General features: G+C 71.4%; 13 protein-coding genes and 1 pseudogene. 9 read left to right on the top strand and 5 right to left on the bottom strand.

The window, feature by feature from the left end:
* Positions 1 to 84 precede the first annotated feature (84 nt).
* A complete protein-coding gene (locus tag WMF20_RS48755; RefSeq protein ID WP_437608809.1) occupies positions 85 to 2,862 on the top strand; it encodes a hypothetical protein in 2,778 nt (925 codons plus the stop codon).
* A gap of 54 nt (positions 2,863 to 2,916) precedes the next feature.
* Here WMF20_RS48755 and WMF20_RS48750 read toward each other — a convergent pair whose 3' ends face one another.
* Complete coding sequence (locus tag WMF20_RS48750) at positions 2,917 to 4,401, bottom strand: PAS domain-containing protein (protein WP_437608807.1); 1,485 nt, start codon at positions 4,399 to 4,401, stop codon at positions 2,917 to 2,919.
* A 248-nt stretch (positions 4,402 to 4,649) separates the two neighbouring features.
* Positions 4,650 to 5,261, bottom strand: coding sequence for a peroxiredoxin-like family protein (locus tag WMF20_RS48745; protein ID WP_437608805.1), 612 nt, complete (start codon positions 5,259 to 5,261; stop codon positions 4,650 to 4,652).
* A 112-nt stretch (positions 5,262 to 5,373) separates the two neighbouring features.
* Here WMF20_RS48745 and WMF20_RS48740 point away from each other — a divergent pair, with 112 nt between their 5' ends.
* A complete protein-coding gene (locus WMF20_RS48740) occupies positions 5,374 to 6,003 on the top strand; it encodes a TetR/AcrR family transcriptional regulator (RefSeq protein WP_437608803.1) in 630 nt (209 codons plus the stop codon).
* A gap of 41 nt (positions 6,004 to 6,044) precedes the next feature.
* Here the strand turns inward: WMF20_RS48740 and WMF20_RS48735 are convergent.
* Positions 6,045 to 6,653, bottom strand: a pseudogene (locus tag WMF20_RS48735) (pectate lyase); the annotation flags it as partial.
* 1,205 nt (positions 6,654 to 7,858) lie between these two features.
* Between WMF20_RS48735 and WMF20_RS48730 the strand changes: the two are divergent.
* Positions 7,859 to 8,824, top strand: coding sequence for a class I SAM-dependent methyltransferase (locus WMF20_RS48730; RefSeq protein ID WP_437608801.1), 966 nt, complete (start codon positions 7,859 to 7,861; stop codon positions 8,822 to 8,824).
* A 35-nt stretch (positions 8,825 to 8,859) separates the two neighbouring features.
* On the opposite strand, the gene WMF20_RS48725 is transcribed toward WMF20_RS48730, so the two are convergent.
* Together WMF20_RS48725 and WMF20_RS48720 are read right to left on the bottom strand one after the other, a co-directional pair.
* The gene (locus WMF20_RS48725; RefSeq protein WP_437608799.1) at positions 8,860 to 9,585 is read right to left on the bottom strand and encodes an SDR family oxidoreductase; all 726 of its coding nucleotides are present in this window, start codon (positions 9,583 to 9,585) and stop codon (positions 8,860 to 8,862) included.
* A gap of 71 nt (positions 9,586 to 9,656) precedes the next feature.
* The gene (locus WMF20_RS48720) at positions 9,657 to 9,869 is read right to left on the bottom strand and encodes a hypothetical protein (RefSeq protein WP_437608797.1); all 213 of its coding nucleotides are present in this window, start codon (positions 9,867 to 9,869) and stop codon (positions 9,657 to 9,659) included.
* Between the two features lie 110 nt (positions 9,870 to 9,979).
* Between WMF20_RS48720 and WMF20_RS48715 the strand changes: the two genes are divergently transcribed.
* Genes WMF20_RS48715 through WMF20_RS48690 form a run of 6 tightly spaced genes read left to right on the top strand, consistent with a single transcriptional unit; the run spans position 9,980 to position 17,999 of the window.
* The gene (locus tag WMF20_RS48715) at positions 9,980 to 10,756 is read left to right on the top strand and encodes an ABC transporter ATP-binding protein (RefSeq protein WP_437608795.1); all 777 of its coding nucleotides are present in this window, start codon (positions 9,980 to 9,982) and stop codon (positions 10,754 to 10,756) included.
* On the top strand, positions 10,753 to 12,858 hold the full coding sequence (locus WMF20_RS48710) for a TonB-dependent receptor (RefSeq protein WP_437608793.1): 2,106 nt from the start codon (positions 10,753 to 10,755) through the stop codon (positions 12,856 to 12,858). Before WMF20_RS48715 ends, WMF20_RS48710 begins: the two co-directional genes overlap by 4 nt.
* A gap of 40 nt (positions 12,859 to 12,898) precedes the next feature.
* Positions 12,899 to 14,332, top strand: a complete 1,434-nt coding sequence (locus tag WMF20_RS48705; protein WP_437608791.1) for a DUF3526 domain-containing protein — start codon at positions 12,899 to 12,901, stop codon at positions 14,330 to 14,332.
* Positions 14,329 to 15,819 carry a DUF3526 domain-containing protein gene (locus tag WMF20_RS48700; protein WP_437608789.1) on the top strand — a complete coding sequence of 497 codons (1,491 nt, stop codon included), beginning with the start codon at positions 14,329 to 14,331 and terminating at the stop codon, positions 15,817 to 15,819. The genes WMF20_RS48705 and WMF20_RS48700 overlap by 4 nt, the downstream gene beginning before the upstream one ends.
* A 3-nt stretch (positions 15,820 to 15,822) precedes the next feature.
* Positions 15,823 to 16,620: a methyltransferase gene (locus tag WMF20_RS48695; protein ID WP_437608787.1), complete on the top strand. Its 798-nt coding sequence runs from the start codon at positions 15,823 to 15,825 to the stop codon at positions 16,618 to 16,620.
* 14 nt (positions 16,621 to 16,634) lie between these two features.
* Entirely contained in the window at positions 16,635 to 17,999 is a 1,365-nt protein-coding gene (locus WMF20_RS48690) for an MATE family efflux transporter (protein ID WP_437608785.1), read from the top strand.
* Positions 18,000 to 18,008 lie beyond the last annotated feature (9 nt).

Below are 18,008 nucleotides of genomic sequence, written 5' to 3'. Positions count from 1 at the left end.
TGCACGAAACACTTGATTCCAGAACGCAGCCGTGCGGTTCTATCGTGAGGGGATATCTCGTTTTCACCCCGCAAGGAGGTCAGGATGTTCCTACATCGTCATCCACGCTCGCCCAGTTCCCTGCTGGTCACCGCCGCCGCTTTCGCGGGCCTCCTGGCCGGGCGCCAGGCGGAGGCCGCTCCGTCGTATACGCTCTTCGAGAGCGGCCAGGTCAGGCCGCTCGCGCTCTCGCCCGACCGCACCCTGCTCCTCGCGGCCAATACGCCCGACAACCGCCTGGAGATCTTTCGCGTCACCTCGGGCGGCCTCTCCCACCTCTCCTCCGTCAGCGTGGGCCTCGAGCCGGTCGCCGTCGCCGCGCGCAACAACCACGAGGTGTGGGTCGTCAATCACCTCTCGGACAGCGTCAGCGTCGTCGACGTGTCGTTTCCGCGGTATCCGCGCGTCGTGCGCACGCTCCTCGTCGGGGACGAGCCGCGCGACATCGTCTTCGCGGGCCCCGGGCGCTCGCGCGCGTTCATCACCACCGCCCACCGGGGCCAGAACGCGCCGCTCGATCCGCAGCTGACGACGCCCGGGGTCGGCCGCGCGGACGTCTGGGTCTTCAACGCCGGCACCGTCGTGAACGACGCCTCGCTCGGCGGCTCGCCCCTCACCATCCTCACCTTCTTCACCGACACCCCGAGGGCGCTCGCGGTCAGCCCGGACGGGGCCTCGGTGTACGCCGCGGGCTTCCACACCGGCAACCGCACCACCGCCGTGCACCGCGTGCTCGTGGAGGAGGGCGGCGGGCTGCCGCCGCCGCTCACCAACTTCCTCGGCGAGCCGCAGCCGGCGACGTCGCTCATCGTCCGCCACGACGGCGACCACTGGGTCGATATCGCCGGCCGCGCCTGGGACGACGAGGTCATGTTCTCGCTGCCGGACAAGGACGTCTTCGTCATCGACGCCATGGCGACCCCCCCGCGGCAGCGCCCCGGCAGCGCCGGCTACTTCACCGGCGTGGGGACCATCCTCTACAACATGGTCGTCAACCCGGCGAACGGAAAGGTCTATGTCTCCAACACCGAGGCGTTCAACCTCGAGCGCTTCGAGGGCCCGGGCACCTTCGCCGGCTCGAGCGTCCGGGGGCACCTGCACGAGAGCCGGATCACCGTGCTCGGCGGCGGCGCCGCCCTGCCGCGACACCTGAACAAGCACATCGATTACTCGACGTGCTGCGCCCCCGTCCCCAACGCGGAGAGCGAGAAGAGCCTCGCCACGCCGCTCGACATGGCGGTGACCAGCGACGGCTCGAAGCTGTACGTGGCCGCGTTCGGGTCGAGCAAGGTCGGCGTGTTCGACACGGCCCAGCTGGAGAGCGACACCTTCACGCCGAGCCTCGCGAGCCAGATCCCGGTCACGGGCGGCGGGCCGAGCGGGCTCGCGCTCGATCAGGCGCGCCGCCGGCTGTACGTGCTCACGCGCTTCGACAACTCCATCTCGATCGTCGACACGACCACGCGCGCCGAGCTCGCGCACCTCCCGCTCCACAACCCCGAGCCGGAGAGCGTGGTCCGCGGGCGGGTGTTCCTCCACGACGCGCGCTTCTCCTCGAGCCACGGCGACTCGTCGTGCGCGAGCTGCCACGTGTTCGGCGATCTCGACAGCCTCGCCTGGGACCTCGGCAATCCGGACGCGACCACCCAGGCGAACCCCGGGCCGTTCACGAGCATCAACCCGCCGTTCCCCGCCGACACCACGCTCAAGCCCATGAAGGGGCCGATGACGACCCAGAGCCTGCGCGGGATGGCCAACCACGGGCCGATGCACTGGCGCGGCGACCGCACGGGCGGCAACGACGAGCCCACGGCGCAGCCGGACAGCGGGACGTTCAACGAGCGCGCGGCGTTCAAGAAGTTCCAGGCCGGCTTCACGAACCTGCTCGGCCGGCACGCGCCCATTCCGGACGACGACATGGAGGCGTTCACCGACTTCATCCTCCAGCTGACGTATCCGCCGAACCCGGTACGGAACCTCGACAACTCCCTCACCCCCGATCAGCAGGCCGGGCGCGATCACTTCGTCCGCGAGGGCGGAGACGGCACGTTCTCGTGCGCGACCTGCCACACCCTGGACCCCGACGGGAACGCCGCCGCCGGCGAGGCGTTCCCCGGCTTCTTCGGGTCGGACGGCTCGAGCATCGGACAGGAGAACGGCCAGAGCTTCAAGAACCCCCACCTGCGCAACATGTACCAGAAGGTCGGGATGTTCGGCATGGCCGCGGTCCCGAGCCTCTTCCACCCGGGAGACAACGGCTTCATGGGCGACCAGATCCGCGGCTTCGGGTTCATGCACGATGGCGTCATGGACACGCTCTTCCGGTTCCACCAGGCGATCGGCTTCGAGGAGAGCGAGTTCTCGCCGAACGGCTTCCCGCTCGGCCCCTCCGGGGAGGTCCTGCGCCGGCAAGCGGTGGAGTTCATGCTCGCGTTCGACACGAACCTCGCGCCGATCGTCGGCCAGCAGGTCACGCTCGGCGCGCACAACGCGGCGGCGGCCTGGCCGCGCGTCGACCTGCTCGTCGAGCGCGCCGAGGCCGGGGAGTGCGACCTCGTCGCGAAGGTCCCATTCCTCCTGGAGGAGGTCGGCCTGCTCTACGCCGGAGGTGGCCTGTTCATCACGGATCGGAGCGCGGCCCCGCCGGTCGGCGACGTCGGCCTGCGCTGGTTCTCGGTGCTCACCGGGCACCGCGTGACGTACACGTGCATGCCGCCCGGCTCGGGCCCGCGGTGCGGCGTCGACCGCGACGGCGACGGCATCCGCGACGGCGACGAGCGCGACGCCGGCACGGATCCGGCGGATCCGTCGAGCCCCGGGTGAGCGGGCGGCGCGCGCCTCGCCGCGCGCGCGACCCGGCCGGCGCGGCGCGGGGCCTCAGCCGCGCCGCGCCGCGCCCGACCCGAGGCGCGCCTCGCTCGACCCGCGGCGCGCCTCGCTCATGCACCAGCGGAGCGCCTCCTTCAGGCTGCGCAGCGTGCATACCTGCGAGAGATCGAAGCCCAGCCCGACCATCGTCTGCGCGACCGGCGGCCGGATCCCGGTGACCACGGCCCGGCAGCCGAGCAGCGTGAGCCCGTTCGTGATCTTGATGAGGTGCTGCGCCGTGGTCGTGTCCACCGAATCGAGGCCGGTGAGGTCGAGGACGGCGAAGGCCGCCTGCCGCTCCACGACGGCCGCGAGCAGCGACTCCATCACCATCGCCGCGCGATCGGCGTCGACCGAGCCGATCAAGGGGACGATGAGCACGTCCTGCCAGACCTCGATGATCGGGCTCGACAGCCGCGCGATCGACTCCTGCTGTTGCTGGGTGAGCCGCAGCTGCTCCCGCAGCTGCTGCTCCACGCGGCGCTGCTGCGTGACATCCTCGCTGATGGCGCCGACGCCGATGATCTCGCCGAGGACGTCCTTCTGCGGGACGAACCGGGTCCGCCAGACCCTGTCCTGCCGGAGCTGCTCGGTGTGCGCGATCTCCCCCGAGAGGGCGCGCTGGAACGCCTCGCGCACGTCGGCCGAGCTGCCGCAGAGCTCGAGCATGTGCTTGCCGACGCCGTTTCGCTCCACGGCGTCGACCTGCGCGAGCGCCCCGCCCTGCGCCACCATGCAGATGCCGTCCTTGTCGAACGCCCAGATGATGATCGGCATGCTGTCGATGCAGGTGCGGAGCAGCTCCGCCTGCGCGGCGAGGGTCACGTGGTCGGCCAGGTTGATGCCGAAGGTCTGGACGCCGTCGACCTCGCCGTCCTCGCCGCGGCGAGGCGCGTAGTGCACGATCCAGTGCACGCCGTCGGCCACGGTGTCCGTGCGGATCGTCTCGCCGGCGAGCACGCGCCTGCACAGCTCGAGGACCTGCGAGCCCTCGCCGTAGAGATCGCGCATGGTCATTCCGACGATCTGACCTGGCTTGATCCCGAAGTGCGCGAGCCCGTTGCCCTCGGAGACCTGGAGGACGCCCGCCTTGTCGACGGCCCAGATCACCGCATCCATGGTCTGGAACACGTCGACGAGGATGCGCGCCTGCGTCTCCCACGCCTCGCGATCGGGTTGCACGGCGGCCCAGAGCGCCGTGTCGTCGGCTCGCCACAGGGTCCATCGCAGCGGGGTGCTCTCACCGCGGCCGTCCACGAGGCGCGCCGTCGCGGAGGTGCTGCCCGCGGCGGCGCGCGCGGCCGCCATCCGCGCCGACAGCTCGCCGCGATCGCCTTCATGGACGCGCTCGAGGAGCAGCCCGGGAGGGCCGACGCGCTGCTCCCAGGCGGGGCTGCAGGCGATCACCTCCCCCGTGCTGGAGAGCAACGCCATCGGCGTGGGCGTGCCGTTCAGCAGCGTCGTCGATGAGAGCGAGGGGAGCCTGTTGTCCATCGGTTCCTTGCAAGGCGGCCAGAAGTGGCGATTCCCGGCGCGCCTCCGCAAGCCTCTCGCGATGGGGGAACAACCGAGCGCCGATCGAACCGAGCGCCGATCGCCGTCAAGACACCAGGTGCGAACAGGTGGGAGACTGCCGAGAGGACCTTGGCGCTGGAACGGTCGAGACTAGCTGCAAGCGAGCCGAGCCACGGTGATACCATTTGACGCCGCGCGGGCGCTACAGCCATCGCTATGGGGCGCGGTCAACCCGGGGTCACGTCGTCACATCGATTTCCCGCGGAGTTCCCGCGGCTCCGCTCCGCGCGCGCCAGGGCCACGAGCTCGTCGACCGACCACTGATCGTCGACGTGCTCGCCGTACTTCGCGGCGACCACCCGCCCGTCGCCCGCGATCAGCAGATCGGCGGGCAGGCCGAGCCGGCCGCCGTGCGGATCGAGCGAGGGGGCCGGCCGCCGCCGCGCCAGGACCGCGGGCAGGCTCGCCGCGATCGCCCTGAGGATCGGCCAGTAGGCGCGCGGATCCAGGAGCGCGCGGGGCGCGGACTCGACGCCGAACTCGCCGTACAGCCGCTTGTCCGGGTCGGCGACGACCGCGAACGGCAGGCCGGCCACGTGCGCGCGCAGCTCGTCGGCGGGTGAATGGAACATCACCACCTCGAGGACGCCCGCGGCGGTGACCTCGCCGTGGCGACGCGCGAAGGAGCGCAGGTGCAGGTTGCAGACAGGGCAGCCGGCGAAGCGCCGGAACTGCAGGTGCGTCAGCCGCGCGGGATCCGGGACGCGGACGGGCGCGCCGGTGACGCTCACGAGATCCCGCCCGGCGACGACGGCGCCGGGCTTCAACCGCTCGGACATCGAGCCATTCCTCCTCCCGCACTCCCGCACGCGCCTTCTCTCTTGTCGGCGGTCCGTAGGCGTACGGTGTATACTTACTCAACATACGCGCACGATGTACGCTGTCAAGGCCATGCCCCGACCTCGCTCGCTCTCTCAGCCAGGCATCGCCGCCGCCGCGCTCGCGGTCATCGACCGTGAGGGGCTCGGGGCGCTCTCGATGCGCGCGGTCGCCGGGGAGCTGGGGATGAGCACGATGGCGCTCTACCGGTACGTGAACGATCGCGAGCAGCTCGAGCGGCTGGTGGTCGATTTGGTGCTCGGCGCCGTCGACGTCGAGGTGCCGGCGCGCGCCCCGTGGATGCAGCGGGTGGCGCTCCTCGTCGCGCGCGTGCGCGACGCCGTGCGCGCGCACCCGTCGGTGGTCCCGCTGACGCTGACCCATCGGCACAGCTCCGAGGGGGTGCGCCGGTTCGGCGAGGCGCTGCTCGGGGTGCTGACCGAGGCCGGCTTCGCCGGGGCGCAGCGGGTCATCGCCTTTCGCAGCCTGATCAGCTACGTCATCGGCGCGCTCCAGGCCGAGCACCTCGGGCCGCTCTCGGGCGACGGCACGGCGCAGCTCTCGGCGCTCTCCGAGGAGGACTACCCGTTCCTCTCGGCGACGGCCCGCGACGCGCGGCGCGTGCCGCCGGACCAGGAGTTCTTCGGTGGGCTCGCGATCGTGCTGCGCGGCCTCCACGCAGGCGAGCAGCGCTCGCGATAGCGCCGCGCGCCTGCGGGGGCGCGTCGAGCGTGCGTGGGGCGTCAGTACTCGGTGTTGTTGGACGTCGTGATCCGCGACGAGGACAGGCCGATGAACAGCGCGTCGCCGATGTCGCTGTACCGCGTGTTCCTCATCGTGACGGTGCTGGTGCTGCTGTCCGTCCTGAAGATGGCCTCATCCATGTGGGAGATGTCGCAACCATCGATGACGACGTCGACCTTGAACGTGGTGCCGCCGTTCTGCCGGATGAACTTGCCCGCGTTGGACGCCCGGAAGTTCGAGACCCGGAAGGTGCTGGCCGCGTTGATCTGGAACACCTTGTCCTCGCCGTTCACGGCCGAGCCGCCGTTGAGCACGACGGTGCCGGAGGCCTTGACGGTCAGGGCGTCCTCGCCGATGTCCTCCCAGACGATGTTCTCCAGCGTGACGTTCCCGTAGGTGTGGATGCCGTCGGCCGCCGGCGCGCCGAGGACCACGTTCCTCAGGACCGCGCCGTCCTCCAGCTTGAACACCGGCTTCTGGCTCTCGGACTGGCTGCCGTCGCCGAGCGCGCTGCCGGCGATGAACCGCCTGCCGCCGCCGTCGTAGACCTGGCCGGATCGCACGACGATCGTCGAGTTCACGACCCCTCCGCTCCCGGTCGTCGTGCTGCCGCCGCCCCCGCCCGCGCCGCTCGACGAGGAGCTCGACGTCGAGCTGCTGCTGCTGCTCGAACCGCCGCCGCTGCCGCCGCTGCCCGTCGGCACGAGCTCGATGTAGTCGAGCTTGATATCGTAGTCCGTCGCGCTGGAGCTCTTGCCGGTGGAGACCAGCTTGAACGCGACGTTGCCCGACAGGCTCTTCGTGCCGAGCGTCACCGTCTTCCAGCTGTCGCTCGACGAGGAGGAATACCCGTCGAGGTTCCCCACGGAGGAGCCGTTCACGTCGAGCCGGTAATTGCCGTAGATGTTCCGCTGAGCATACCGCACCACGACCTTGTACTCCCCCGCGGCCACCGATTTCGAGAACTGGAAGTGGTCGCCGCTGGCGTTCGCCTTGAGCCGCACGGAGCTCGAGCTCGCGTCGATCCCGTCCCCCGACGAGGTGGACCACGACTGCGACTCGCCCTCGAGCCGCGCGGTGCTCGCCGCGCCCTCCAAGCTGCCCATCTCCAGCAGGGCTTCCTCTTCCGAGAGGCAGCCGGTCGCGACGATCCCGGCGGCGCCGAGGGCGAGCAGCACATGACGAGCGAACGTCGATCGAAGGTTCATCGTTCCTATCCTTTTGTCCAAGTAAGTTGAGGATCTGACGGCGCCTCGCGAGCACCCCCGGTCCGGAGGAGCTCTGCGCTTCGCTCGTCACAGCAGGCTTCTAGCAACGCGCGGTCCACACGCGAGCTCGCCCGCGATCGTGGCAGACATTCGATATTATTGGATGATTTCGCCAGGAATGCGCCGCCGCGGACCCTGGAACCAGCGGCGCGCCTGGGGCCGTCACGCGCGGCAGTACACAGTGTCAACCCGGAGTTGACGCGGCGAGCGCTCGCGCGCGTGAGAGAGCATGGAGCGCTCGGCGGCATGGGAGCACATGCGAGCACATGGGGCGCTCGGCCGCGCGCGAGCCCATGCGCGCCCCCGGAGCGCTCGAGGCGCGCCGCTCCGAGGGGGCGCGATCCGTCGGGGCGCCGTCACATTCCCGCCCGATGGCCCGGGCATGAGAGCCGCCGCCCCGACCGCCCTCGTCCTGCTCGCCTGCTCCCCCGCGCAGCCGCGCCGCCCCAGCGCGCGCGATCCCGCCGAGCACGAGTTGCCGCGAGCGCACCGGAGGCGATACGTTGGACTCCCCTGCTCGTGAGGCCCGACCAAGGTGCGTTGTCATGGGAAATGAGTTCTCCGGTAATCCCTCGCATTCGGCCGAGTACTTCGGCGATACGCGCGACGGCTGGTGGAATCGCGACTACGTCGAGCTCCTCGCGCGGCGCTGGGGCCTGAGCCGCGTGCGCGAGGTGCTCGACGTCGGGTGCGGCGTCGGGCACTGGGGGCGCGTGCTCGGCGCCGTTCTGCCCAGGGCGGCCCGCATCACCGGCGTGGACCGCGATCCCGTCTGGGTCGAAAAGGCCGCCGAGCGCGCGGCGGCGCGCGGGGAGGCGGAGCGGTTTCGCTATCAGGTCGCGGTCGCCGAGCGGCTGCCGTTCGAGGCCGACACGTTCGATCTCGTGACGTGCCAGACGGTGCTGATCCACGCCGCGGATCCGGGCGCGATGATCGCCGAGATGGTCCGCGTCGCCAGGCCGGGCGGGCTCGTGGCCGTGGCCGAGCCGAACAACCTGGCCGGCGCCCTGCTCGACGCGGCCGCGCTGCGCGCGCCGGTGGAGCAGACCCTCACCCTCGTCCGCTTCCAGCTCCTGTGCGAGCGGGGCAAGGCGGCCCTCGGCGAAGGGAACAACTCGATGGGCGAGCTCGTCCCCGAGCTGTTCGCCAGGCACGGTCTCATCGATATCCAGGTCTATCTCAACGACAAGGCGAGCGCGGTCCTGCCGCCCTATGCGTCCGCGGAGCAGCGCGCGACCGTGGAGGAGATCGCCGACTTCGCCCGGCGCGACTTCTGGATCTGGAGCCGCGCCGACACCCATCGCTATTTCCTCGCCGGCGGCGGCGAGGAGCGCGAGTTCGAGGCCTGCTGGGCGGCGGCGATGGCCGCCATCCGCAGCAACGCAGAGGCGATCGCCCAGCGGACGTACGCGAGCGCCGGCGGCAGCGTCGGCTACATCGTGTCAGGGACGAAGCCGTCGCCGCCGTCGAGCCGTCACCTGAGCTCCCCGGACCTGCGCCGGGATCGATGAGACCGGCGAGGTGGCCGCCGCCTCCGGGCGGCGCGCTACGTGGCCTCGTTCATGGGCCGCATCACGATCTGCACGATGCGCGAGCGGTCGCGCGGCAGCGCGGCGAGCACCACGGCCTCGGCGACGTCCTCCGCGGTGGAGAAGCCCTGCATGCGCTCCGAGCCCGCGGTGCGCCCGTCGCCGAGGGCGAAGTGGGTCTCGACGCCGCCCGGGCAGACGGCGCTCACCTTGATGTTCTCCTGCCAGAACTCGCGGTCGAGCGCCTGCGTCAGGCCGACCTGCGCGAACTTGGACGCGCAGTAGATGGCCTCGTTGGGATAGCCCTGCAGGCCGGCGACGCTGGCGACGTTGATGATGTGGCCGCCGCCCTGGCGGCGCATGTGGGGGATGACCTCGCGGCAGAACAGCCACGTCCCCTTCATGTTGGTCGCCATGATGCGGTCGTAGTCCTCCTCGGACCACTCGAGGAAGGGCCGGTAGCCGCCGATGCCCGCGTTGTTGACGAGGATGTCGATCCGCCCGAGCTCGCGGATCGCCCGCTCCACGCACGCGGCCACGGAGGCGGCGCGGGTGACGTCGGCCTCGATCATGAGCCCGCGCCCGCCCGCGGCGCGGAGCTCCCGCTCGAGCGCCGACAGGTCCGCCGCGGTGCGCGCCACGCCGACCACGACGGCCCCCTCGCGGCCCAGCGCCAGCGCGCTGGCCCTCCCGATTCCCCTGCTCGCCCCGGTGATGAGCGCGATCTTTTCCTTCAACCGCACGTGTCCCCCTGTCTGCCGCGCGCGGTGGCGAGCGAGGCGTCGCTCCCCGGGCGCCGGCGGCGGGCACCGTATCACGCGCGCGGGGCGCCGGGGCGGAGCCGGTAGGCAGCCTCGGGCGGAGCGCCGCCGCACAGCCAGGCCCGGGCGCGGTCGCCCTCGCTGCCCGGCTTGACCCAGACGATCGTCCGGAGCGCACGGACCCGCCGCGAGGCGCCGGCGAACAGGCCTCGGGCCGCGTCGTCCAGGGGAGGCCGGCGGATCTGCGGCAGCGCCGCGTCGACCACGAGGCTCAGGAGAGACGCGAATGTAACTGCATCATATTTGCAATTGACTTTCAGTTGGACCGATCGCATACGGTGCGCCGCCGGCGGCGATCGCCCCCGGCGGACCTGCCATGCTTACGGCGAACAAGCTTTCGAAGTCCTACAGGGGCGTCCCCGCGCTCGACGCGCTCGATCTCGAGGTCCCGGCCGGAGAGGTGTTCTGTCTCCTCGGCCCCAACGGGGCGGGCAAGACCACCACGCTGAGCCTCTTCCTCGGCTTCATCAGGCCTTCCTCCGGCGCCGCCTACGTGGGCTCCGCCCACGTGGAGCCCGATCCCATCGCGGCGCGGCGGCTCATCGCCTACGTCCCGGAGCAGGTGCGGCTCTATCCGCACCTCACCGGCTGCGAGAACCTCGCGTATTTCCTCGGACTGTCGCGGGCGCGCGTGCCCTCTTCCACGGAGCTCTCGCGGCTGCTCACCGCCGCCGGCCTGCCCGAGGGCGCCGTGCACCGCCCGGCGAGCGGGTACTCGAAGGGCATGCGGCAGAAGGTCGTCCTCGCCCTCTCGCAGGCGAAGAGCGCCGGCGCCCTGCTCCTCGACGAGCCGACCTCCGGGCTGGATCCCGGCGCCGTCCGCGAGCTCTGCGCCGCGATCCGGCGCGAGAGCGACCGCGGCGCCGCCGTGCTGATGGTGACCCACGACCTCGGCGCCGTCGCGAGCATCGCGCACCGGATCGGCGTCATGAAGGCCGGCCGGCTCGTCGAGGTCGCGAGCGCCGCCGGCATGTCCGAGGCCGATGTCCTCGCGCTGTACCGCCGGCACTTCGACCCTCCCGGCGACGCGACTCCCCCGCTCCCCTCGCGCAGCGGCGCGTCCCCCGCCCCCGCGCCCGAGGCCCTGTCATGACCCCGCGCGCGCGCACCTCCGGCCTCGCCGCCGCGCTCTCCGCGCTGCTCTCCGCCCCCGCCGCCGCGGCGGCGCCCCCGGAAGGCGCCGCGCCCGCTGGCGCCCCCCAGGCTGCGGCGCTCGATGCTTCCGTCGACCTCGGCGAGGAGGTCGTCGTCGTCGGCCAGCGGATCGGCCCGCTCGACAGCGCCGACGTCGTCGCCTCGGTCGACATCCTCGGCGGCGAGCTGATCCAGGAGCAGAGCGCGGCCGAGCCGCTCGAGCTGCTCCGGCGCGTGCCGGCGGTCTACATCGAGTCCTTCAACCAGGGCATCATCAACGCCGACATCGGGCTCCGCGGCTTCAACACGCAGGGCGACGTCGCCCACACGAAGCTCCTCATCGACGGCATCCCCAGCAACCACCACGTCGGCCTCCCCGACATGAAGGCCGTCTTCCCGCTCGAGATCGAGCGGATGGAGGTCGTCAAGGGCACGAACGACCCGCGCTACGGGCTGAACAACGTCGCTGGCAACATCAACGTCATCACCCGCAAGACGGGGAACGAGCGCATCGCCCGGCTCCTCGCCGGGAGCTTCTGGACCGTCGAGCCCCAGGTGCTCGTCGCGACCGAGCGCGACGCGCTGAGCCAGACCTACTTCGCCGGCTACCGCGGCTCGGACAACTACCGCGATCACGCGAGGACCGACCGGGTCGCCGGTTCGGCCAAGTGGTTTTACGAGCCGTCCAGGGAGCTCCGGATCGGGCTCATCCTGCGCGGCATGCTCCTCGACGCCGACGCCCCCGGCTACCTGTCCGGCGACGACGCGCGCTCGCGCCCCACGACGTCGCCCGCCCACGCGGCGACCGACGGCGGCCGGCAGACGACCCTCCACGCGAGCGTCCACCTGGATCACGAGCTCGCCGACGGCCTCTCGTGGCAGCTGAAGGGCTACGGGCAGGCGTTCCTGCGCGACCGGTGGGTGAAGTTCGATCGCGACCTCGACCAGCAGCTCCGGGTCGAGGACGACCGGCAGTACGGCGCGATCTCGGTGCTCACGTACCGCGCGCGCGACCCCCGGGCGCTCGGCCTCACCGTCGAGTGGGGGGTCGACTACCAGCTCCAGGACAGCCGGTACCAGCGCATCCCCACGGTCGAGCGAAAACGGCAAGGCCCCGCGCTCCGCGACGAGGACTTCGCCCTCCACGCCGTCGGCTCCTACGTGCAGGCGAGCGCGACCCCGATCAAGCCGATCAAGCTCGTCGCCGCGCTGCGGGCCGATCGCCTGGCCGGCGCCGGCAGCTTCCTCGAGCAGCCCGAGGGCGAGGCCGCCCGCAGGGTCGATCGCGACCTCAACGACTACGGCTTCATCTGGCAGCCGAAGGCGAGCGTCATGGTCACGCCCGTCAAGGGGCAGAGCCTGTACGCGAATTACGGGCGCACGTTCCAGATCGGCACGGGCAAGGGCGCCTTTGCCGTCCAGGGCACGCCGCTCGATCCATCGATCAACGACGGCTGGGAGGTCGGCTATCGGTCGAGCGTCTTTCCGTGGGTCAAGAGCCACCTCGCCTATTGGGAGCAGCGCGCGAGCGGCGAGGTGCGGGACAAGGGAGACGGCTCCGGCGACGTCGAGAACGTCGGCGAGACGCTGCGGCGCGGCTTCGACGTCGAGCTGACGCTGCGGCCGTTCGATTTCCTCTCGGTGTGGGGCGCGTTCAGCCGCACCCTCTCCGAGCAGGTCGAGCCCGGGCCGGCGCTCGCCCCGAACAAGGGCAAGGAGCTCAACCACGTCCCGAGCTTCAGCGCCAAGGGGGGAATCGACCTCCACCCCGTGCAGGATCTGCTCGTCTCGCTCTTCTGCTACGCGCAGGGCGGTTACTACCTGAACAAGGAGAACTTCACCGAGGAGCACGGCGCGCGGAAGGTCGGCGACTACCTCGTCGTCAACGCGAGCGCGGCCTACGACGTCACCGAGGCCCTCTCGGTCGGCGCCGAGGTGAACAACCTGCTCGACCGGTCGTACGACACGTCCATCTGGTACAAGGACTTCGGCGCCGTAGGGGCCCAGCACAACCCGGGCAACGGTCGCTCGGCGTACGTGACTGGCACCTTGACCTTCTGACGCTGCCGCGGTCCGACGAGCCCCCTCAGGGAGTCAGCGCATGAGAGCCCTCTTCACAGCGGCGCGGCACGAGGCGATCCGCGCTTTCCGCAACCGCACCTTCCGCGTCGCCGCAGCGCTTGTCGCGGCGCTCCTCGTCGCGGCGTTCCTGCTCGAGGCCGCGCGCCACACCGCCGAGGCCCGCCAGCGCGCCGCCCTCCAGGAGCTCGTCCACCGCCAGTGGGTCGAGCAGCCCGACCGCCACCCGCACCGCGCCGCCCATTACGGGTCCTTCGCCTTCCGCCCCCCGAGCCCGCTCGGCTTCTTCGATCCCGGGCTCGAGTCCTTCGCCGGCACATCCATCTTCCTCGAGCCGCACCAGCGCAACGCCCTGAGCTTCAGCGAGGCCGCGCAGTCGAGCGAGCTCGCGCGCTTCGGGACCCCGAGCGCCGCCTTCGTCCTCCAGGCGCTGCTCCCGCTGCTCATCTTCTGCATGACCTTCGCCAGCGTCGCCGGCGAGCGCGAGGCGGGCACCTGGGCCCTCGCGATCTCGCAAGGCGTCACCGCGCGCGTGCTCATCGCCGGCAAGGCCCTCGGGGCGCTGCTCGCCGTCGCGCTGTGGCTCGCGCCGCTCCTCGCGCTCGCGCTCGCGGGCGCGCTGCTCACAGGCGTCCTCGACGCCTCCGGGGACACGCTCCTGCGCGCCGCCCTCCTCGCGGGCGGCTACGCCGTCTATCTGGTCGCCTGCGCGGCGCTCGGCGTGCTCGTCTCGTCATTCCACCGCCGCGCGCAGGCCGCCCTCCTCACGCTGCTCGGCCTCTGGGTCGCGCTCTGGATCGTCGTGCCGCGGCTCGCCACCCAGGCCGCGAGCCGCCTCCACCCGACGCCCTCGCGGGCCCAGGTCGAGCTCGACCTCGCGCGCGCCATCCGCGACGTCGGCGACAGCCACGATCCCAGTAACCCTCATTTCCAGGAGCTGCAGCGCCGCACCCTGACCGAGCACGGCGCCGCGCGGGTTGAGGACCTCCCGGTGAACTACGGAGGCATCGTCATGCGCGAGGGGGAGCGGATCACCACCGAGCTGTTCAATGATTATTATACGCGCCTGTTCGACGCGCACCGCGCCCAGGACGGGCTCGCGCTCCGGGCGGGCCTGTTCACGCCGCTGCTCGCGATACGGTCGTTCTCGATGGGGCTCGCGGGCACCGACGCCCACCACCTCGTCGACTTCGAGCAGCAGGCCGAGGCGCACCGCTACGCCTTCATCCAGCACCTGAATCACCTGCACACCACCAAGATCCGCTGGCACGACGACAAGGCGCAGCGGGTCGACCGGGCCGAGTGGGGCGAGTTCTCCCCCTTCCAGCACAGGCGGCCTCCCGCCGGCTGGGCGCTGTCGCGCGTCGCGCCCGCGGGCCTCGCGGTGCTCGCCTGGGCGGCGGCGCTCTCGCTCGGCGTCGCGCTCTTCACCCGCCGCAACGGAGAGGTCACATGAGCCCCTTTCTCGCATGGGCTCGCCTCGAGCTCCGCCAGCTCCTCCGCGCGCGGGTGCTCCTCGTCACCGCCGCGCTCCTGCTCGCGGCCGGCGCCGCCGCCATCGTGGACGGCGCGGCCCGCGTCGCCGCGGAGCGCGAGGTCATCGCGGCGCTCGAGCCTGCGCTCCGGGAGGAGGAGCGCTATCTCCGCACGACCCACGCGCCGAACGACGATCTCGGCCTCGTCCTCTATTACCTCGCGATGCCGATCGCGCACGCGCCGAACGAATGGACGGCGCTGTCGACCGGGCTGCGCGACGTGCACCCCTACAGCCGGCACCTGCGCTTCATCGGCCTCGTGCCCCAGCTCTACCAGACGGACATCGCCAACCCGCTCAAGCAGCTCGCCGGCAGCTTCGATTACGGGTTCGTCCTCATCTTCCTCGTCCCGCTGTTCATCATCGGCGTGAGCTACGATGTCCGCTCGCGCGACGACGACCTCGGCACCGAGGCGCTCGTCTGCTCCCAGCCGACGCGCCTGTCGCGCCTGCTCGCCGTCCGGCTCGCGCTGCGCGCCGCGCTGGTCTCCGCCGTCGCGCTCGCGCTGTTCGCCTTCGCCGCCGCCTGGCTCGGCCTCCCGCTCGACGCGCGCACTGGCGCCTTCGCGCTCGCCTCGCTCGCGTACGTCGCGCTCTGGTTCGTCCTCGTGTTCCTCGTGGCCTCGCTGCGCCGCTCGTCCGCGTGGAACGCCATCGCGCTCGTGGGCGCCTGGATGGCCTTTTGCGTGCTTCTGCCCGCGCTCGTCAACCTCGCGATCCTCACGGCCTCTCCCGCCCGCGGCGGCGTCGAGCTCACGCTCGCGCAGCGCCAGGAGATGAACGCCGGCTGGGACCGGCCGAAGCGCGCCACGCTCGATCCGTTCTTCGCCCGGCGCCCCGAGTGGGCCGCGACCCCGGTGCCCGAGGACCGGTTCTCCTGGCCCTGGTACTATGCGATGCACGAGATGGGCGACGCGCACGTCGCCCGGGAGGTCGAGGCGTACCACGCGGCGCTCGCGCGCCGGGAGCGCTGGACCGAGCGGGCCGCGCTCGCCCTGCCGCCCCTCGCGCTGCAGCTCCTGCTCGACCGGATGGCGGGCACGGACATGGCCACGGAGCTCGCCTTCCGGGACAGCATCGCCGCCTACCACGAGCAGCTGAAGCACTATTTTTATCCGCTCATCTTCAACTACAAGGGCCTCGCGGCGTTCGACATCGACGCGGTGCCGCGCCACCGCTTCGCGGGCGCCGGGCAGCCGGTGCACCTCTCCGCGCTCGCGGGGCTCCTCGGCATGCTCGCGTTGCTCGTCGTCCTGCTCCCGCGGGCCGTCCGCCGCATCGACGCGACCCCGGCGCGGGAAGAGGCGGCCGCCGCGAGGAGGGGTCCGGTCCGGCCGGCCGCCGGCGAGGAGCCCCCGAGTCGCCGCTACGGGCGGCTGACGCGCGACACGGACGCGCGGGAGACGTGAGCCATGGATGATCGAACGCCCCGAATCGAGGACATCGACGGCCTGCTCTTCACCCCTGGCGAGCTCGCCGCGCTCGGCGAGCCGCAGAGGGCCCTCTATCTCTCGCTGCCGCCCACGCTCCCCGCCGAGGAGATCGAGCGGGTCAACCGGGGCACCAAGGTCGCGGGAGGCGACTACGCCTACCGCGGGCTCGAGTTCTCGGTCCCGCCCGGCGTCCTCGTGCCGGGCGGGACGAGCGAGGTGATCTTCGACGCCCTCCACGACGGGCTCGTCGAGACGCGGGGCGCCTCGGTGATCGTGATGGGGTGCGGGGCGGGCGTCGAGCCCGTCCTCGCGCGACAGCGCGGCGCCCGGGAGATCCATGCCATGGACATCCACGAAGCGAGCGTCGCGTCGAGCCGCGCGAGCTTCGAGCGGCACACGGGCCCGCGCGACCCCGACCGGCATCGCTTCCTCGTCTCGGATCTCTTCTCCTCGCTGCCGCGCGGCGAGCGCGCCGACGTGATCGTCTTCAACCCGCCCGCCAACCCGCTCCGCTCGGACGACCCCGATCTCACCCGCGTGAACTTCTCGGGTTCCGCCATCATGGTCCGCTTCTTCGACGAGATCGCCTCGCGGGAGCTGCTCGCGCCGGGCGGCAGGGTCGTCACCGTGCTGTCCAACGCGAGCGACCTCCGGGGCATCGTGGCGCACGCCCTGCGGCGGGGCTTCAGGCTCGAGATCTTGAGGCGGAAGACCTGGTCTGCTCCCTACGACAGGATCCTGACCCACCTCCTCTCCTTCACGCTGGGCGAGCGCTGACGAGGATTCGACCGATGGCCCAGCACCGAACCGAGCCCGGCCAGCCGCCCTTGAGCTTCGGGTCGTACTGGAAGCTCGCGCTTCCCCTGACCCTCGCCGGGCTGTCGGGGCCCATCATGAACGCCACCGACACCGCCGTCATGGGGCATTTCGGCGACGCGGCGACGATGGGTGGAGTCGCCGTGGGCAGCCAGATCTTCAACACGCTCTACTGGCTCCTCGGCTTCTTCCGGACCAGCACGAGCGGCTTCGCCGCCCAGGCGCGCGGCGCCGAGGACCGCCGCGAGGCGGCCTTGCAGCTGTTTCGCCCGCTGGCCTTCGCGGGGCTGGTCGGCTGCGTCTTTCTGCTGCTGAAGTCCCCGCTGGAGTCCGCCGGGATCCATCTGATGGGGGCCCACGGAGCGGTCGAGTCCCACGCGGCGACCTACTACGAGGCGCGCATCTGGGGGGCGCCTGCGGTGCTCATGGGCTACGTGGTCGCCGGCTGGCTCATCGGCATGGCCGAGGTGCGGTGGGCCATGCTCCTCGCTATCGGGATGGACCTCCTCAACCTCATCGTGACCGTCACCTTCGTCAAGGTGCTCGGCCTCGGGGTGAGCGGCGTCGCCTGGGCCACCGTGCTGGCCGAGGTGAGCAAGGTCCTCGTCGGCTTCCTCGTGATCTGGCACAGAGGCCACCTTCGCGGCGTCCATCTCCGGTGGCAGGACTTCGCCGATCTCCATGCCATCACCCGGATGTGGCGGGTGAACGGCGACGTGCTGGTGCGCACCACCTGCCTGCTCGGCGTCTTCGGCTGGATCACCCGCCAGAGCGCGCTCCTCGGCCCCGAGGTCCTCGCCGTCAACGCGATCCTCATGCACATGCAGATCGTCATCTCCAGCGCGCTGGGCGGGCTCGGCAACACCGCGGGGATGCTCGCCGGCCAGGCGATCGGGGCTCAGTCCCGGCAGCGCTTCCACGACACGCTGCGGCTCTCGTTCTGGACGGCAGCCGTATCCGCGCTGGCCATCAGCCTCGGGTGCATCGTCGCGCAGCCGGCCATCCTCGGGCTGTTCACGCCCGTGGAGTCCATCCTGCAGACGACGGGCCGCTACTACGTCTGGATGGTCCTGTTCCCGCTCGCGATCTTCTGGAGCATGATCCTCGAGTGCGTCTTCACGGGCGCGACCCGCGCCGGCCCCGTCCGCAACTCGCTGCTCGCCGCCACCGTGGTCTTCTTCGCTGGGTGGCTCGTCTCCTCGACCCGCTGGGGCAACCACGGGCTCTGGATGGCCTTCCTCCTGTTCAGCTCGACCCGCTCTCTCTACCTCCAGCTGGCGCTCCCGAGGCTCGTGCCGCAGGCGTTCCCGGCGCGCTCTCGAGAGCCCGTCGCCGCCTGACGCCCGCCC

The sequence above is a fragment of the Sorangium sp. So ce834 genome (assembly GCF_051521425.1).
GTDB lineage: Bacteria > Myxococcota_A > Polyangia > Polyangiales > Polyangiaceae > Sorangium > Sorangium cellulosum_D.
The sequence above is the reverse complement of the archived record's forward strand: the minus strand, read 5'-3'. Positions and strand labels throughout refer to the sequence as shown.

Bases quoted from the DNA above. Each gene is read 5' to 3' on its own strand.
- WMF20_RS48755 (WP_437608809.1), top strand. From the start codon at position 85: ATGTTCCTACATCGTCATCCACGCTCGCCCAGTTCCCTGCTGGTCACC.
- WMF20_RS48750 (WP_437608807.1), bottom strand. From the start codon at position 4,401: ATGGACAACAGGCTCCCCTCGCTCTCATCGACGACGCTGCTGAACGGC.
- WMF20_RS48745 (WP_437608805.1), bottom strand. From the start codon at position 5,261: ATGTCCGAGCGGTTGAAGCCCGGCGCCGTCGTCGCCGGGCGGGATCTC.
- WMF20_RS48740 (WP_437608803.1), top strand. From the start codon at position 5,374: ATGCCCCGACCTCGCTCGCTCTCTCAGCCAGGCATCGCCGCCGCCGCG.
- WMF20_RS48730 (WP_437608801.1), top strand. From the start codon at position 7,859: ATGGGAAATGAGTTCTCCGGTAATCCCTCGCATTCGGCCGAGTACTTC.
- WMF20_RS48715 (WP_437608795.1), top strand. From the start codon at position 9,980: ATGCTTACGGCGAACAAGCTTTCGAAGTCCTACAGGGGCGTCCCCGCG.
- WMF20_RS48710 (WP_437608793.1), top strand. From the start codon at position 10,753: ATGACCCCGCGCGCGCGCACCTCCGGCCTCGCCGCCGCGCTCTCCGCG.
- WMF20_RS48705 (WP_437608791.1), top strand. From the start codon at position 12,899: ATGAGAGCCCTCTTCACAGCGGCGCGGCACGAGGCGATCCGCGCTTTC.
- WMF20_RS48700 (WP_437608789.1), top strand. From the start codon at position 14,329: ATGAGCCCCTTTCTCGCATGGGCTCGCCTCGAGCTCCGCCAGCTCCTC.
- WMF20_RS48695 (WP_437608787.1), top strand. From the start codon at position 15,823: ATGGATGATCGAACGCCCCGAATCGAGGACATCGACGGCCTGCTCTTC.
- WMF20_RS48690 (WP_437608785.1), top strand. From the start codon at position 16,635: ATGGCCCAGCACCGAACCGAGCCCGGCCAGCCGCCCTTGAGCTTCGGG.